The sequence below is a fragment of the Sphingomicrobium nitratireducens genome (genome assembly GCF_026157035.1).
Lineage (GTDB): Bacteria > Pseudomonadota > Alphaproteobacteria > Sphingomonadales > Sphingomonadaceae > Sphingomicrobium > Sphingomicrobium nitratireducens.
This window is the reverse complement of record NZ_JANJZA010000001.1, coordinates 1,513,995-1,529,802: the sequence shown is the minus strand read 5'-3', so window position 1 is coordinate 1,529,802 and position 15,808 is coordinate 1,513,995. Positions and strand designations below refer to the sequence as shown.

15 protein-coding genes and 1 riboswitch are annotated in these 15,808 nt (G+C 65.9%); of the genes, 5 read left to right on the top strand and 10 right to left on the bottom strand.

The window, feature by feature from the left end; translation table 11 throughout:
* Window positions 1–53 precede the first annotated feature (53 nt).
* A riboswitch (cobalamin riboswitch) is annotated at window positions 54–198 on the bottom strand.
* 103 nt (window positions 199–301) lie between these two features.
* Together rpmE and NNY25_RS07885 are read left to right on the top strand one after the other, a co-directional pair.
* Window positions 302–529, top strand: coding sequence for a 50S ribosomal protein L31 (rpmE, locus tag NNY25_RS07890; protein ID WP_265570804.1), 228 nt, complete (start codon window positions 302–304; stop codon window positions 527–529).
* A gap of 4 nt (window positions 530–533) precedes the next feature.
* Window positions 534–1,073, top strand: coding sequence for a GNAT family N-acetyltransferase (locus tag NNY25_RS07885; RefSeq protein WP_265570803.1), 540 nt, complete (start codon window positions 534–536; stop codon window positions 1,071–1,073).
* A gap of 3 nt (window positions 1,074–1,076) precedes the next feature.
* Here NNY25_RS07885 and NNY25_RS07880 read toward each other — a convergent pair whose 3' ends face one another.
* Genes NNY25_RS07880 through NNY25_RS07870 form a run of 3 tightly spaced genes read right to left on the bottom strand, consistent with a single transcriptional unit; the run spans window position 1,077 to window position 4,810 of the window.
* On the bottom strand, window positions 1,077–2,999 hold the full coding sequence (locus NNY25_RS07880) for a DUF2207 domain-containing protein (protein ID WP_265570801.1): 1,923 nt from the start codon (window positions 2,997–2,999) through the stop codon (window positions 1,077–1,079).
* 4 nt (window positions 3,000–3,003) lie between these two features.
* Window positions 3,004–3,561, bottom strand: coding sequence for a LemA family protein (locus tag NNY25_RS07875; protein WP_265570800.1), 558 nt, complete (start codon window positions 3,559–3,561; stop codon window positions 3,004–3,006).
* A gap of 52 nt (window positions 3,562–3,613) precedes the next feature.
* Window positions 3,614–4,810, bottom strand: coding sequence for an acyl-CoA dehydrogenase (locus NNY25_RS07870; RefSeq protein ID WP_265570799.1), 1,197 nt, complete (start codon window positions 4,808–4,810; stop codon window positions 3,614–3,616).
* Window positions 4,811–4,883: 73 nt separating this feature from the next.
* Here NNY25_RS07870 and msrA point away from each other — a divergent pair, with 73 nt between their 5' ends.
* The 3 genes from msrA to NNY25_RS07855 all read left to right on the top strand — a co-directional run bounded on the left by msrA (window position 4,884) and on the right by NNY25_RS07855 (window position 8,918).
* Window positions 4,884–5,546, top strand: coding sequence for a peptide-methionine (S)-S-oxide reductase MsrA (gene msrA, locus NNY25_RS07865; protein WP_265570798.1), 663 nt, complete (start codon window positions 4,884–4,886; stop codon window positions 5,544–5,546).
* A gap of 73 nt (window positions 5,547–5,619) precedes the next feature.
* Window positions 5,620–7,434, top strand: coding sequence for a M61 family metallopeptidase (locus NNY25_RS07860; protein ID WP_265570796.1), 1,815 nt, complete (start codon window positions 5,620–5,622; stop codon window positions 7,432–7,434).
* Window positions 7,434–8,918 carry an FMN-binding glutamate synthase family protein gene (locus NNY25_RS07855; RefSeq protein WP_265570795.1) on the top strand — a complete coding sequence of 495 codons (1,485 nt, stop codon included), beginning with the start codon at window positions 7,434–7,436 and terminating at the stop codon, window positions 8,916–8,918. The genes NNY25_RS07860 and NNY25_RS07855 overlap by 1 nt, the downstream gene beginning before the upstream one ends.
* Before the next feature lie 2 nt (window positions 8,919–8,920).
* On the opposite strand, the gene rimK is transcribed toward NNY25_RS07855, so the two are convergent.
* The 7 genes from rimK to NNY25_RS07820 all read right to left on the bottom strand — a co-directional run bounded on the left by rimK (window position 8,921) and on the right by NNY25_RS07820 (window position 15,785).
* Complete coding sequence (rimK, locus tag NNY25_RS07850; protein ID WP_265570794.1) at window positions 8,921–9,826, bottom strand: 30S ribosomal protein S6--L-glutamate ligase; 906 nt, start codon at window positions 9,824–9,826, stop codon at window positions 8,921–8,923.
* Window positions 9,823–10,290, bottom strand: a complete 468-nt coding sequence (locus tag NNY25_RS07845; RefSeq protein ID WP_265570793.1) for an ATP-dependent zinc protease family protein — start codon at window positions 10,288–10,290, stop codon at window positions 9,823–9,825. Before NNY25_RS07845 ends, rimK begins: the two co-directional genes overlap by 4 nt.
* Window positions 10,291–10,352: 62 nt before the next feature.
* Window positions 10,353–11,327 carry a glucokinase gene (gene glk / locus NNY25_RS07840; RefSeq protein WP_265570792.1) on the bottom strand — a complete coding sequence of 325 codons (975 nt, stop codon included), beginning with the start codon at window positions 11,325–11,327 and terminating at the stop codon, window positions 10,353–10,355.
* A gap of 28 nt (window positions 11,328–11,355) precedes the next feature.
* A complete protein-coding gene (locus NNY25_RS07835) occupies window positions 11,356–12,573 on the bottom strand; it encodes an MFS transporter (RefSeq protein WP_265570790.1) in 1,218 nt (405 codons plus the stop codon).
* A 2-nt stretch (window positions 12,574–12,575) separates the two neighbouring features.
* Window positions 12,576–14,060, bottom strand: a complete 1,485-nt coding sequence (locus NNY25_RS07830) for a tryptophan halogenase family protein (RefSeq protein ID WP_265570788.1) — start codon at window positions 14,058–14,060, stop codon at window positions 12,576–12,578.
* A complete protein-coding gene (locus NNY25_RS07825; protein WP_265570787.1) occupies window positions 14,057–15,091 on the bottom strand; it encodes a cupin-like domain-containing protein in 1,035 nt (344 codons plus the stop codon). The genes NNY25_RS07830 and NNY25_RS07825 overlap by 4 nt, the downstream gene beginning before the upstream one ends.
* On the bottom strand, window positions 15,075–15,785 hold the full coding sequence (locus NNY25_RS07820; protein WP_265570786.1) for a SapC family protein: 711 nt from the start codon (window positions 15,783–15,785) through the stop codon (window positions 15,075–15,077). Before NNY25_RS07820 ends, NNY25_RS07825 begins: the two co-directional genes overlap by 17 nt.
* Window positions 15,786–15,808: the final 23 nt, after the last annotated feature.

The window sequence follows — 15,808 nt, the reverse complement described above, 5'->3', positions numbered from 1 at the left end:
CCGCCCGGTGTGGGCGAACCGATCCACGCCCCGCCGCTGGTCCCGGCAACGAAGACGGACGACGGACCCTGGCCGGTATCTGGCTCCCCGAAGGCGCGTTGCTTCGGGTCACAGTTGCGGGCACAGCGCCGGTTTTCCACCGGCTTCCCTCTTCGCCGGCCGCATTACACGGCCGGAACCTGGGTCCTTTGGGCTCGGTGGCGGGGCAGCTTTTGCTTGTCAAGCAGTCGAGGCTTCGCTAGGGCGCGCTTCGACCATTTCCAGGGCTGGTCGGAAACCAGTCCAAGCACAGGAAAAGACAATGAAAAAAGACACGCATCCCGAGTACCACCTGATCACCGTCGAAATGACCGACGGGACCAAGTTCCAGACCAAGTCGACCTGGGGCAAGGAAGGTGACACGATGCACCTCGACATCGATCCCAAGTCGCACCCGGCCTGGACTGGCGGCACCCGCCAGGCGGCGCAGGGTGGCCAGGTCGAGCGCTTCAACAAGCGTTTCGGCGGCCTGACGCTCAAGACCAAGTAATCGGGTGGGCGCGGCGAACCATCCCGCGCCCGTTCTACACACCGAACGGTTGATCCTTCGCGGCTTTGTCGCGGAGGATTTTGCCGCGCACAAGGCGATCCTCGACAAGCCCGACGTCTATCGCCACCTCGGCAACCAGCCCGAGACCCACGAAAACCTGTGGCGCCGCACCGTCTCGTCGGTCGGCCAGTGGATCGTGATGGGCTTTGGCGGCTGGATGGTCACCTTGAAGGCCGATGGCCGCGTGATCGGCAATGTCGGCCTGTTCGACGGGCAGCGCCAGCTTGCGGCCGGCTTCGACGGGCAGCCAGAAATGGGGTGGATCTTCGATCCCGACATGCACGGGCAGGGCCTAGCGCGCGAGGCCTGCGACGCGGTGCTCGAATGGGCCGACGCCAATCTCGCCCGCGAAATCTGGGCGATTATCGCGCCCGGTAATGCGCCCTCGCTCAAGCTTGCCGACCGGCTCGGCTTCGAACAGGTCGAGACCAACCAGTATCACGACGAGCCGATCGTGGTGCTGAAGCGGACGTTCCCGCGCTAGCGGCTACCAGCCGCCGCCACCTCCGCCGCCACCGCCGCCGCCGGAAAACCCGCCGCCCCCCGATCCGCTAGACGAGCCGGGCGCGGTCGCGGCCGATGCGATGCTGGCCGACAGGCCGCCGCCGATCGCCTTGGCGAAGCCGCCCGGATTGTCCCACACGCTGCGATGGCCCGAATACCAGACGAAGCCGTTGTCTCGCTGGCCCGGGTCGAGCGAAGCCGCGGCAATCTGGCCCTCGAAATGCTCGGCCCATTCATGCTCGACACCGAGCGCGATCGCATAGGGCAGGAAGCGTTCGAACAGCTTCAGATCCTCGCCCGCGGGCTGCATCCGGTTGAAGCGTTCGCGCTCGGTCGTGGAGAGGTAGCGCTTGAAGCCCGCGATGCGGTCGAGCAGCGCGCGGCCTTCCATCGTCGGTGCCGACATCCAGAAGAAGCCGCTGATCGCGATCAGGCTGGCCGGAACCAGCATCAGCATGATGAGCGGCGCGCCGCCGCCGGTGAAGGCGAGGGGTAGGAGTGCGACCGACATCGCCCCCGCGACCAGCGCGACGACCCCCCCCAGTACCAGTACGAGCGTGCGTCCCGGCTGCCCCTTGTCGGGCGCGCCGAGCAGCAGCAGCATCGCTATCAGCAGCGTGGCGACGGTCAGCATCGGAACGAGCGGGCTCGACAGGTCCTCGGACCAGACGATCGCCGCGGCGACCAGTCCGAGCGCCGCGAACAAGGCAAGCAGCCCCGCGAATGCCCAGCCGAGATTGCGGTGGAAGGCCTTGCCCTCGAACTGCTTCGCATAGGCGCGGTCGAGCGCCTTGCGCGCGCTGGAGAATTTCGCGTGATGTTCCTGTTTCACCTCGAGCGACGTGCCGGGGGACAGCAATTCGATGAGCATCCTCTCTTCGCCGTCCGCCAATTCCTGTCCGACGCCCCGCTCGGACCGATGGATGGTCATTGACTTCGACTTGAAGAAGCCGCCGCCCTCATCCTCGAGCCTGACGTGGCCTTTCACGCCCGCCTCGACCATCGCCGCGGCGAAGCCGCGATTGTCCATCGACTGCTTGACGACGTAGCGGATGGCGGCCGGGCTGAGCCCGTCGGGAGGGGCGAACAGCGGCACGATGGTGCCGGGGCGCGGATCGCGACCGACATTGAAATAGGCCCACAGATAATAAGCGACGACCAGCACCAGCCCGAGGACGGCCGCGATGGGCGGCGCGAAGTCGGCGAGCCGCCGCATCGCCCGTTCCTCGCTGCTCGGCGGGGCAATTACGCCCTTGGGGAAGGCTGCGGCGACCGTCAGTCCTTCGCGCGGGCCAAGCGGACGGGTCGTCTCGACCTTCAGCTCGCCCGGGTCGTTGCGGACAATGCGGGCATCGTTAGCGGTCGAGCCCTGCACGCCCGTATACATCGCGACCTGCCCGAATTTGACCGGCTCGGGCAGCACCAGGGTCGCCGAGGCTTGGTCGATGGCAAATCCCCAGCCAGTGCCGGTCACGTTCCAGTAGAGTTCGTCGAATTCGTCGAAGAAGCCGACCGCGCGCCGTACCGAGTAGCGGATGCGATAGACATGGCTGCCACGGCTGACATAGCGGTCGGCATCGCCGATGCGGATGCGCACGCCGTTCGCCATGCGCTCGATCTTCGAGGGCTCGACCTGCCCGTCGCGCTCGGTGCCGAGCAGCGTGAAGCCGACCTTGACGTTCTCGCCGGCCTTGCCGCGATAGCGGGTCGGCAGGTCGCGGTAGATGCCGCGCCGGATCTGGATCCCTTCGGCCTGGACGCGGATCGTCTCGGTAACGGTCAGCTGGCCGTCGGGCGCAAGTTCGAGCCGCGAATGGAAGCTCTCGATCCGCTCGTCCGCCAGCGCGGGCGCCGCGCCGAGGAGCAGCGCCGCGAAGGCGGCGAGGGCGACGACGAAGGCGCGCACGGGTCTACGAGAAATCGATCTGCGGCGCGGTCTGGATGGTCTCGTCCGCATCCTCGTAATAGGGCTCGGTCGAAAAGCCGGTCGGGCCCGCCACGACCATGTCGGGGAAGGACTGGACCTTGGTGTTGAGATCGCGCGCGGTGGCATTGTAATAGCGCCGCGCCGCCTGCAGATCGTGCTCGATCGAGGACAATTCGTCCTGCAGCTTGCGGAAATTCTGGTCCGCCTTGAGGTCCGGATAGGCTTCCGAAATCGCGAGCAATTTGCCGAGCAGGCCGGTCATCGCGGCGTCGGCGGCGGCGGTCGCCTCGACGCCCTTGGCGGCGACGGCGGCGCCGCGCTGCGCGATCACCTTTTCGAGCGTCTCTTTCTCGTGGCTCGCATAGCCCTTCACCGTCTCGACGAGGTTGGGGATGAGGTCGGCGCGGCGGCGCAGCTGCACCGTGATGCCCGAGAAGGCCTCGCGTACCAGTGCGCGCAGGCGAACGAGCCCGTTATAGATGCCGATCGCCCACAGGACGATGAGGGCGATGACGCCCAGGATGACGATGGTTGTGATCACGCGCTGGCTCCCCCTGTGACTTCGAGGGGGAGCCTAACGCGGTTTGGGTCGCTTAAAAAGCCGGAATGCCGGTAATCGCGCGGCCGAGGATCAGCGCGTGCACGTCGTGCGTGCCCTCGTACGTGTTGACCGTCTCGAGGTTCATCGCGTGACGCATCGGCGCATATTCGGCCGAGATGCCGTTGCCGCCATGCATGTCGCGCGCGATGCGGGCGATCTCGAGCGCCTTGCCGCAATTGTTGCGCTTGATGAGGCTGATCGTCTCGGGGATCAGCACGCCCTCGTCGAGGCGGCGACCCACGCGCAGCGCGGCCTGGAGACCGAGCGCGATCTCGGTGACCATGTTGGCGAGTTTGAGTTGTGGGATCTGCTTGGAGGCGAGGGGAACGCCGAACTGCTTGCGCTCAAGCATGTAGTCGCGCGCTGCCTCGTAGCAGGCTTCCGCCGCGCCCATCGCGCCCCAGCCGATGCCGTAGCGCGCGCGGTTCAAGCAGCCGAACGGGCCCTTGAGGCCCTCGATCTCGGGGAACAGGGCGCTTTCGGGCACCTCGACCTCGTCCATCACGATCTCGCCGGTGATCGAGGCGCGCAGGGAAAGCTTCTCCTTCACCTTGGGCGCGGAGAGGCCCTTCATGCCCTTCTCGAGCAGGAAGCCGCGGATCGCGCCGCCATGGGCGTCCGACTTCGCCCACACCACGAACACGTCGGCGATCGGCGAATTGGTGATCCACATCTTGGCGCCCGACAGCAGGTAGCCGCCATCGATCTTCTTGGCGCGGGTGCGCATTCCGCCCGGGTCCGAGCCCGCGTCGGGTTCGGTGAGGCCGAAGCAGCCGATCGCCTCGCCGCGCGCCAGCTTGGGCAGCCACTTCTGCTTCTGCTCCTCGGTGCCGTAGGCATGGATCGGGAACATCACGAGGCTGGACTGGACCGAGCAGGCGCTGCGATAACCGCTGTCGACGCGCTCGACCTCGCGCGCGATCAGCCCGTAGCTGACATAGCCGAGGCCCGCGCCGCCATATTCTTCCGGAACGGTCGCGCCGAGCAGGCCGAGTTCGCCCATTTCCGACATGATATCGCGGTCGAACTGGTCTTCGAGGAAGGCGTCCTTCACGCGCGGCAGGAGCTTCTCCTGCGCATAGGCGCGCGCGGTGTCGCGGACCATGCGTTCCTCGTCGGTCAGCTGGCCGTCGAGATCGAACGGATCATTGGCGTCGAAGGGCGAAATCTTGGGATGGTGTGCGCTCATGGCGCGGGCTTTAGCGAAGGGCGTTTGCCGATGCCAGCGTAACCTTCGCGGGCGGCTGCGCGTATAACAAGGCATGACACGCATTCTCGCCCCGCTTCTGGGTCTCGCGGCCGTCCTCGGCCTCGTCTCCTTGCAAGGCGCGCCAGCCATTGCCTCGAGCTATGAGCGCGTGCCCGCCGCGCGCTTCGATCCCGACGTGAGCGCTTCGAACGCCGTCGCCGTCATCGCGGGCGGCTGTTTCTGGGGCGTCGAGGCGGTGTTCGAGCGGGTCGACGGCGTCAAGTCCGCCGTCTCGGGCTATGCCGGCGGCAAGGAAGCGCGCCCGACCTATGGCAGCGTCTCCTCGGGCCGCAGCGGCCATGCCGAAGTGGTGCGCGTCACCTACGATCCGCGCGTCGTCAGCTACGGCGATCTTCTGCGCGTCTATTTCTCCGTGATCGCCGATCCCACGCTCAAGAACCGGCAGGGTCCCGACGTCGGCCCCCAGTACCGCACCGCGCTGTTTCCGCTCGACGCGACGCAGCGCAAGGTCGCGCGCGCCTATATCGCCCAGCTCGACAAGGCCGGAACCTATTCCCGTCCGATCGTCACCACGCTGGAAAGCGGGCGCTTCTATCCGGCCGAGCCCTACCACCAGGATTTCATGAAGAAGAACCCGCGCCACCCCTATATCGTCGCGCACGACCTGCCCAAGGTACGCGCCTTCGCCAAGTTGTTCCCGGACCTCGCCCGCTAGGGCCTTCGCTTTCGCCTTGCCAGCACGGCCTTGCTCGCTAGCGTTGCACTACGCTGCGCAAGGAGAAGACCCCATGTCGATCGTGATGCTGGCCGCTATCGCCCAGGCCGCGCCTCTTCCGCCTCCCGTCGACTACCGGTTCCGCTTCGACAATGCCGCCCACCGCGAGGCGACGATCGAAGTCGACTTTGCCGCCCTTGACGGGTCGCCGCTGGTGCTGCGCATGGCGCGTTCCTCTCCCGGGCGCTACGCGCTTCACGAGTTCGGCAAGAATGTCGACGACCTCGTCGCGTTCGACGAACAGGGCAGGGCGCTGCGGGTCGAGCGTCCGGACCCCTATCACTGGGTCGTCCCCGCGCATGGCGGCACCGTGAAGGTCCGCTACACGCTTTTCGCCGACCATGCCGACGGCACCTATTCGCAGGTCGATACCTCGCACGCTCATCTCAACATGCCGTCCACCGTGCTGTGGGCGGAGGGGCTCGAGGATCGCCCCGTCACGCTGCATTTCACGCCGCTGGATCCGTCGTGGACCATCGCGACCCAGCTGCAGCCGGGCGCAGCGCCCAACAGCTTCGTCGCCGCCAATCTCGATGCCCTGATGGACAGTCCGGTCGAAATCGCGCCCTTGTCGATCCGCGAATGGACGGTCGAGCACAAGGGCGAACGCGCCACCATTCGCCTCGCGGTGCACCATTTGGGCGAGGAGGACGACGTCGACCGGCTGGCCGCAGGCGTCAAGGCGCTGGTCGACCAGGAAATCGCGATTTTCGACGACATTCCGGACTATGAGGGCAACCGCTACACCTTCATCTTCGACAACGTGCCATGGGCGTCCGCGGACGCGATGGAACACCGCGCCTCGACCTTCATCAGCTACGACGAGCCGATCCACGAGGTCGGGCCGGAGGAGATGCTGGGCGCCTTCTCGCACGAATATTTCCACGGCTGGAACGTCGAGCGGCTTCGCCCTGCCATGCTGCAACCGTTCGACTTCACCAAGGTCGACCCGTCCGACGCGCTGTGGTTCGCCGAAGGGTTCACCAACTATTACGACGATCTCGTCCTGCATCGCGCCGGGCTGATGAGCACGAAGACGCTCCTGAAGAACTGGGGCAGTGCCTGGGATACGACCGTGCGCACGCCCGCGCGTCCCGGCAGCAGTGCGGCGGAAATGAGCCTCAACGCCGCCTTTCTCGATGCGGCCGTGCAAATCGACCGCACCAACGGCACCAACAGCAAGCTGACCTACTACGTCTACGGCAACGCGGTCGCGCTGGCGCTCGATCTGCAATTGCGGACCCGATTCAGGACGGACCTCGACCGCTACATGAAATTGGCGTGGGAACGGTTCGGGCGCACCGAGACGCCCTACACGCTGGACGATCTGCAAGTCCTGCTTGCCGAACTGACCGGCGACGACGCCTTCGCGAAGCAGTTCTTCGCCGAAACCGTGCGCGGCGACGTGCTTCCCGACATCGCGCCGATGCTCGCGCGGTTCGGGGTCGACCTCGAACCCAAGGCGGACGCGAAAGGATGGCTGGGCCCGGTCTCGTTCGCGTTCGAAGGCAAGCAGGCGATCCTGTCCCAGGCGACCCGGCGCGGCAGTCCGCTCTACGACGCGGGGATCGACCGCGACGACGAGATCGTGAGGCTGGGGCGCACGGCGATCGATGACCAGGCGGACTGGGACCGCGCCCTCGGGCGGATCGATCCGGGCGAGCGCGTGCGCATCGACTGGATCTCGCGCGGGGTCGAGCGTTCGACCACGCTGACGGCAGCAGTGGACCCGACGACGAGCTTGTCCGTTCGAAAGGACTCCACTGCGGCCCAGGTCAAGGCGCGAGCTGCCTGGCTCGGACCCGACGTCGAGAAGAAGGACGATTGATGCTCAAGGTCGCAATCTGGCTGGTCTACGCTTTCATCTGGGCGATCGGGCTGCTTGTCGTGGCGGTCGCGGCGATGTTCGTCATCGACCGGGTGCAGACGTCGGACGCGGTCCGGCGAAACTATCCGGTAATCGGGCGCTTTCGCGACTGGTTCTCCCGGCTGGGCGAGTTTTTCCGCCAGTATTTCTTCGCGATGGACCGCGAGGAAATGCCCTTCAACCGTGCCCAGCGCGACTGGATCTACCGATCCGCGAAGGGGAAGGGGAACGTGCTGCCGTTCGGGTCGACCAAGAACCTCCAGCCGGTCGGCACGCCGATCTTCATCAACGCGCCGTGGCCTCCGCTCGACGAACAGGCGCTCGAAGCCTCGCCCGTGACGATCGGGGAGGGCGCGCGGACGCCCTATGTCGCGACCAGCTTCTTCAATGTGTCCGCAATGAGCTACGGCTCGCTTTCCAGGCCCGCGATCCGCGCGCTCTCGATGGGCGCGAAGAAAGCGGGCTGCTGGCTCAATACGGGGGAAGGGGGGCTGTCGCCCTATCACCTCGAAGGCGGTTGCGACGTCGTTTTCCAGATCGGCACCGCCAATTACGGTGTGCGCGACGAGCATGGCAATCTCGACGACGACAAGCTGCGCGAGGTCGCCGCCCACGAACAGGTCAGGATGATCGAACTGAAGCTCGCGCAGGGTGCCAAGCCCGGCAAGGGCGGCATCCTGCCCGCGGACAAGGTGACCGAGGAAATCGCCGACATCCGCGGCATCCCCGCGCACACCGCCTCGATCTCGCCCAACCGCCATCCCGAGGTCGGCAATCAGGAGGAGCTGATCCGCATGATCCGGCGCCTGCGCGACGTCTCGGGCAAGCCGGTCGGTATCAAGATCGTGATCGGCGACGCCCGCTGGATCGAGGAATTGTTCGCGCGGCTCGAGGGCGCCGATCCTGCCGATGCGCCCGACTTCATTACTGTAGACGGCGGGGACGGGGGAACCGGCGCGGCGCCGATGCCGCTGATGGACAATGTCGGGCTGACCGTGCGCGAGGGACTTCCGATCCTCGTCGACCTGCGCGAACGCTACGGGCTCAAGGACCGGATCCGCATCGTCGCGTCGGGCAAGCTGGTCAATCCCAGCGACGTCGCCTGGGCACTGGCGACGGGCGCGGACTTCATCAATTCGGCGCGCGCCTTCATGTTCTCGATCGGCTGCATCCAGGCGATGAAGTGCCACACCAATCGCTGCCCGACGGGGGTGACGACCCACGATCCGCGCCTCCAGCGCGGCCTCGTGCCCGAGGACAAGGCGGACAAGGTCGCCAACTTCGTGTCCAATATGCGCCAGGAAGTCGGAATCATCGCCCACAGCTGCGGCGTCGCCTGTCCGCGCGCGCTCAAGCGGCACCACGTGCGCATTGTGTGCCCGGATGGCCGCTCGCGCCCGATGGACGAACTCTACCCCGCCCCAACCCGCCAATCCAACGGTTAGGGTCAGCCTTTCCCGGTCGTGCGGGTGTTGCCTTCCTTGGCGGATTTTTCGAGAAATTCGATGATCATCCCGGCGACGTCCTTGCCGGTCGCGCCCTCGAGACCCTCGAGGCCGGGCGAGGAGTTGACCTCCATCACCACCGGGCCGTGATTGGCGCGAAGGAGGTCGACGCCGCACACGCGGAGGCCCATCGCGCGCGCCGCCATGGTCGCGGTCTTGCGCTCGAGCGCGGTGATCTTGACCACTTCCGCGGTGCCGCCGCGGTGGAGGTTGGAGCGGAAGTCCCCATCCTTGCCGGTGCGCTTCATCGCCGCGACGACCTTGTCGCCGATGACGAAGCAGCGAATATCCGAGCCGCCGGCTTCCTTGATGAATTGCTGGGTGAGGATGTTCGAGCCGACCCCGCCGAACGCCTGAATGATCGATTCGGCGGCCTTCTGGGTCTCGCCGAGCACCACGCCGATACCCTGCGTTCCCTCGAGCAGCTTGATCACGACCGGCGCACCGCCGGCCATCTCGATGATTTCCTCGGCGCGGCTGGTCTTGTGCGCGAACACGGTGACCGGAAGGCCGACGCCCTTGCGCGCGAGCAACTGCATCGAGCGCAGCTTGTCGCGGCTGCGGCTGATCGCGACGCTTTCGTTCAGGGGATAGACGCCCATCATCTCGAACTGCCTGAGGACTGCGGTCCCGTAGAACGTCACGCTCGCCCCGATGCGCGGGATGACCGCGTCGTACTTGGGCAAGTCGTGGCCCTGGTAGCGGATGCTCGGCCGGTTCGAGGTGATGTTGATGTAGCAGCGCAGGTGATCGATGATGTCGATGTCGTGTCCGCGCGTCTTCGCCGCCTCGACAAGCCGCCGGTGCGAATAAAGGTCGGGGTTACGGCACATCAAAGCGAGTTTCACGAATTGTCTCCTGCACTGGCCGGTTTCTTGCCGGCGAGATAGCTCCTGCCGGGATCGACCAGGAAGCGGCGTTTCAAGGCCTCGCGTCCGAGCAACATCCGGAACCCCATTTCGTCACGGTTCGTGAGCGTCAACTCGATCGGGAATTCTTCGTTGCCGATCCGCGCCGTCGTCTCGATCACATAGCGCATCTCGCTCTTCCCGTTCGAGCTCCTCACCGCGCGCTTGTCGCGCAGGCGGGCCTGGCATTTCACTTCGGGCAGGCGCCGCCGCTGGACCGGGTGGAGCGCGAACCGGACCAGCGCGCCGTCTTCGTCCTCGTGCTCGGTCACCCCGAAGGCATGGATCGCGGACGTGCGCGCGCCGGTATCGATCTTGGCCTTGACCGCCTCGACCCCGAGATCGGGGAGGGCGACCCATTCGCGCCACCCCACGCGGGGCTTACGGCGCAGCCGCTTGAGCATATGTCGCCTCTTTCGACGATGGAGTGCCCCCGCGTAACGAGCCTGACAGCGATGGCAAGGGGTCAGGCGCTCGCGTGACAGGCGAATGCGGCGGCTGCCCCGTAGAGGCCGGGCTCGTCTGCCACGACCAGGCGGACCGGGATGCCGGCCATCATATGTTCGAACCGGCCCTTGGCGCGGAAGCGGTTGGCAAAGCCGGTCTTGGGCAGGTGATCGCGGATCCGCGCGCCAAGGCCGCCCGCGATGACGACGGCGTCGGCGCCTTGGGCAAGCGCCATGTCGCCCGCCACGCTGCCGAGCGACTGGCAGAAGCGATCCATCGCCGCAACGGCAAGCGCGTCCTTGCCCTCGAGCGCCGCAGTCCAGATGGCGCGATCGTCGTGGAGCGCGACCGGCTTGCCTTCGACCACGGCGAGCGTTTCGTAGATATCGACGATGGCGGGACCCGAGACGACGCGCTCGGCCGAGACACGAAGGTGGCGGGCGCGCACGCGCTGGACGAGCCGGTCCTCGAAACTGTCGCGCGGGGCGAAATCGACATGGCCGCCCTCGGTCGGCTGGACATGGTAGCGGCCGTCCTCGAGGCGCATGACGAAGGCGACCCCGAGCCCCGTTCCCGGACCGACGATGCTGATCGAACGGGCTTCGGCCATCGGCCTCTTGGGACCCGTCAGGTGCTCGAACGCGTCCTCGGGAAGCCGAGCGATGGCATGGCCGACCGCCTCGAAATCATTGACCACCACGAGCTGGTCGAGTTCGCACGCGGCCTCGATCCGGCTCGGGCGCAAGGTCCAGGGATTGTTGGTCAGCTTGATCTCGTCGTCGAACACCGGCCCGGCGGCCGCAATCGCGGCGCGCGGCGGCAGCTCGCGCCCGAGATGCGCGCCATAGGCCTTCCACGCGCTCAGGAAATCGGCATGGTCGGCGGTCTTGAGCGTCAGTGCTTCTTCGATGCTCGGCGCGCCGCCCTCATCCAACGTGGCGATGGCGAAGCGGGCGTGGGTGCCTCCCAGATCGACGGCGACCATCTGTGTCATCTTGTCGGGCTCCTTCTCTTCGATGGCTTTAGCGGACCGTGCGGATCCGCGCGATGGTGAGGGCCGCGACGACCGCTGCCAGGGCGCAGCCGACCAGCAACTGCGTCAGAAGGGTAGAGCCTGGCTCACCCGTCAGCAGTACGAGGCTCGTCGCAGGGACGAGGATCGCCGGGAGCGTGTTCGTGAGGTTCATCCAGCCCAGCCGCTTGCCGCGATCCTCCATGCCGGTGACCAGCTCGGCGACCAGCGCCTGGTCGAGCGCAAGGAACAGCGTCAGCGAGGTCAGGAATAGCGTGTAGCCCGCGACCGCGAGGCCCGGGCCGGGGCCGCTGGCGATCATCCCGAGCGCGACGGCGGCGACCAACGCCGCGAAAACGAGCGGTGGACGGCGGCCCCATCGACGGTCGGAGAGGCGGCCCAGGACGAGCGTCGCGACTGCCGCTGGCGGCGCGGCGAGGAAGGTAAGACGGGTCGCGTCGCTGGCAGTCGTCGCCTCGCTTCCTAAGAGGTCGCGCACGACGAAGAAGAAATAGCCGAACATGACCGCGCCCCCCAACTGCATCGCAAAGCGCGCGATCCACGCGAGGACGAAATCGGTGCGGCGGCCCTTGGGTGCGGGAGCATAGCGCAATTTCTCGTGCGTACCGCTGCTGGGCATGGCGGGCCAGCGGGCAAGCAGGGGCGCGCACATGAACACGACGATGATCGGCAAGGTCAGGAAGGCCGCGAAGTCGAGACTGCCGAGCAGGAGGCCCGCGACCCCCATCGCGAAACTGCCGAAGGGCAAGGCGAGATTGAGCCATCCCGCCGTCCAACCCTTGCGTGCGTGGGGAATGGCGTCGGCGAGCAAGGCGACGATGGGCGCGAACATCGCGTTGAGCGCGAACTGGAAGAGGATCATGGCGAACAACAGGCCGCCAAAGCTGGTCGCCATCAGGAAGCCGGCCCCGCTCGCGAAGAGGCCCATCAGACCGGCAACGACGAGCGGTCGCCTCGTGCCTCCACGCGCAACCAGCCGATCCGAGAGCGCGCCTGCCAGGATATTGGCGACGCTTGCCGTGAGCGCCCCCACGAGCAGCAGCCAGCTGAAGTCGACCAGCGCGCTGTCCGGCGACAGCCGCTCGACCTTCGCGGGGAGCAACACCCCGAACAGCGGGATGAAGGCGAGATGCGCGCCGAAAATGGCGCTGACGAAATAAGGGAGCGGGAGCCGGGGAGGACGCGCGAGGCGATCGACGGCCCCCACGCTCAGCCCTTCGTCCCGCAATAATTCTGCACGTAGGCCGCATGTTCGGGCAGGCTGTCGGCCACCTGTTTCGCGTGATCGTGGACCTTGGTGAGGAATCCGGCCAGCTGCTTGTCGTTCATCTTGCCCACGATCGGATGCCAGCTCTCGGGCATCAGGCCCTGTCCGATCATCACCTGTATCCAGCTGTTCTCGGCGAACAATTCATCCGAGCGGCGGAACACGCGACCCGACTGTGTGAACAGGTCGATCTTGTGGCGCAGGCTGTCCGGAATCGCCATGTCGCGGCACATTTGCCAGAAATCCGATTTGCGCTCGGTGACATGGTAATGGAGGATCAGGAAGTCGCGGATCTGGTGCATGTCGAGCGACGATTCCTTGTTGAATTCGTCGATATTCGCCGGGTTGATTCCATGCTGAGGCATCAGCCGGACGAGGCGCAGCACGTTGCGCTGGATCATGTGGATACTGGTCGATTCCAGCGGCTCCATGAACCCGCTCGACAGCCCGACCGCGATGCAATTCTTCTCCCACTGCTTTTCGCGTGCGCCGGTCTTGAAGCGAATGAAGTTGGGCTCGACCAGCCGCTCGCCCTCGACCGTGTCGAACAGCAGCTTGAGCGCGTCGTCCTGCTCCATGAAGCGGCTGCAATAGACGATGCCGTTGCCCATGCGATGCTGGAGCGGAATGCGCCACTGCCAGCCTGCGTCGTGCGCGATCGAGCGGGTGTAGGGGACGGATTTGCGCACAGACTTGGTCTGCACCGCGATGGCGCGGTCGCACGGCAGGTAATGCGTCCAATCGTCGAACCCGATGCCAAGCGCTTCGCCGATCAGCAGCGCGCGAAAGCCGGTGCAATCGACGAACAGGTCGCCTTCGATCGTCTCGCCGCCTTCGAGGTCGAGCGAGGCAATATGGCCGTTTTCGGCATCGAGATTGACCTTGGCGATCTTGCCTTCGCGGCGCACCGCACCGTTTTTCTCGGCGAGTGCACGCAGGAACTTGGCGTAGAGTCCCGCATCGAGGTGGAACGCGTAGTTGACCGCCTTCTTGGGGGTGTGGGCGAACTTGCCCGCGAGCGCGGCCACGGTTTCGGGGCAATATTCGGCGTAAGGCGGAATATCGCCCTGCTCGGCCGCACGGCGCCAGAAATGCTGGAAACCGCATGACCAATGGTCCTTGCCGGTCGTCCCGAAGCTGTGGAAATAGGCGTCGTCCTCGCCCTTCCAGCCTTCGAAGTTGATGCCGAGTTTGAAGGTTGCCTGGGTCGCGGCCATGAATTCGGCCTCGTCGATCTCGAGCAGGCGATTGTAGGTCACGATCGGCGGGATGGTCGCTTCGCCCACCCCGATCGTGCCGATCGCATCGCTTTCGACCAAGGTGACGTCGATTGTCGGCCCGAACGTCTTGGCGAGGGCTGCTGCGGTCATCCAACCGGCCGTCCCGCCGCCCGCGATCACGACGCGCTGTTTCTTCATTTCGTTCATCGGTTGAGGACCCTTATCAGGTAAGTGCGCAGGCGTTGGCCGAGGTTGGTGTCCATCGGCCCGAGGATGCCGCGCGCTTCATCGGGGAGGTGTCCGGCGGCCCGCCCGGGATCGCCGAAGACATAATGGTCGAACTGGTCGCGCCACCGCTTGCGCTGCTCTTCAGGCAGCGAGCGGATGGTCCAGATCGCATGGTAGAGCGCGTCCTGCGGGTCGCCCCACGACAAGGGCACATCGCGCCACCAGAAATTGACGAGGACATTGAATGGATCGAGCGCCTCGACCTGGTGCCACCACAGGCTCGGGATGTAGATCGCATCGCCGGGCTCGAGCAGCGCGGTACGTCCTTGCGCGAGTGCTTTGTCGGCTTCGGGGAAGCGGTCGGAATCGATCGCAGTAAAGTCGACCATGGAAACGGGACGTCCGGCCGGGCTGTTGTCGATCGGGCCCGGATAGAGGTGCGTCATCGCCTCGGGCGGGAACAGGGTAAAGCGGCGGCGACCCACCGCGACACCTGCCAGATTGCGCGGCACGTCATTGTGCGCGGGAACTTCCGAACGAAGGCCGATCCAGATGCTGCGCAACATCTGGTGACGCTCGCCGAGCCCGCTCGGCAGCGTCTCGGCCAACCCTTCGAAGAAGCCGTCGATATCGGTCGAGGTGAGATAGAGGAGGGGAGGGGTATCATCCCCTTCATGGTCTCTCATCCGCGCGATGGCATCGGAAAGCGGCAGCCGTTCTGTCTCGGCATCGACGTGCATCGCGTCGTCGTAGAAGATGCGGCCGCGCGGGCGTGGGGCACCGCTCGTCAGGACGAAGGGGCGGTCGCCCCGAGCGTGATCGAGAACGAAAGTCCGCGCCGCCTCGCTGGATGCCCTGCCGGCCGCAACCAGCGGCCATTCATCGAACAACCCGCGAATGACGAGCGGCGTCTCGCCCGCCACGATCTCGTCCAGCGGTCGCTCCCCCGCCGCGACCTCGTCGAGCGGTGGCAAATCGTCGAAGGGAGGCTGGTTAGCCGAGCCGGGCATTCTTGCGCCGGACGAGGTCCGAGAAGCGGCCGGTCGACGCGACGACCATGAAGGCGGGCATCAGAAAGCCGGCTTCCTGCAAGCGTCCAAGCTGCTCGGTTGAGAGCTTGGCGAGCTTGTCCTCGTTGATCGTGTGAAAGCCAGCGAGGCGCGCGGCCGTGCCGTCGGCCAACTCGACGTCGAACACGAAGCTTTCAATCAGCCCCATCTCGTCCAGCATCTTCGTGAAAGCCTCCGAGGTCGCGACCCCGCCATGAAGCGCGCCGAGCTTGGCCGCCATCTGTCCGAGTAGGGGCGTGGGCTTTTCATGCTCGTCGAAGAGGGGCTCGCCCTCCTTCTCGCCGAGGCGCGGATGGTCCATGTCGAGATGGACATGGGCGGGCTTGTCCTTGTCGCGCGACAGGCCGACGAGAAACGGCGGAATATCCATCGTCAGCGGGACATAGGGCGCGTCCCATCCGTCGTCGGTGAGGAACAGGTTTTCGTCCTTTTCGAAACCCAACAGCGCGATGCAGCGGATGGCGTCGCGTTCCGCGCTCTTCTGGAAGACGATCGGATAATGCGCCTGGAGCTTGCGAAACTCCTCCGGGATGACGAGCGCGGCCATTTGCGCATCGCCGAATTCAGCACTGCGGGTCCGGTTCACGCGCAGCTTGCCGTGCTGTTGCGGATTGACGGGCTGGTGGTTGGCCATGGGTGGAGAATGATTCCTCGATG

Bases quoted from the DNA above. Each gene is read 5' to 3' on its own strand.
- rpmE (WP_265570804.1), top strand. From the start codon at position 302: ATGAAAAAAGACACGCATCCCGAGTACCACCTGATCACCGTCGAAATG.
- NNY25_RS07870 (WP_265570799.1), bottom strand. From the start codon at position 4,810: ATGAGCGCACACCATCCCAAGATTTCGCCCTTCGACGCCAATGATCCG.
- msrA (WP_265570798.1), top strand. From the start codon at position 4,884: ATGACACGCATTCTCGCCCCGCTTCTGGGTCTCGCGGCCGTCCTCGGC.
- NNY25_RS07860 (WP_265570796.1), top strand. From the start codon at position 5,620: ATGTCGATCGTGATGCTGGCCGCTATCGCCCAGGCCGCGCCTCTTCCG.
- NNY25_RS07855 (WP_265570795.1), top strand. From the start codon at position 7,434: ATGCTCAAGGTCGCAATCTGGCTGGTCTACGCTTTCATCTGGGCGATC.
- NNY25_RS07845 (WP_265570793.1), bottom strand. From the start codon at position 10,290: ATGCTCAAGCGGCTGCGCCGTAAGCCCCGCGTGGGGTGGCGCGAATGG.
- glk (WP_265570792.1), bottom strand. From the start codon at position 11,327: ATGACACAGATGGTCGCCGTCGATCTGGGAGGCACCCACGCCCGCTTC.
- NNY25_RS07830 (WP_265570788.1), bottom strand. From the start codon at position 14,060: ATGAACGAAATGAAGAAACAGCGCGTCGTGATCGCGGGCGGCGGGACG.
- NNY25_RS07825 (WP_265570787.1), bottom strand. From the start codon at position 15,091: ATGCCCGGCTCGGCTAACCAGCCTCCCTTCGACGATTTGCCACCGCTC.
- NNY25_RS07820 (WP_265570786.1), bottom strand. From the start codon at position 15,785: ATGGCCAACCACCAGCCCGTCAATCCGCAACAGCACGGCAAGCTGCGC.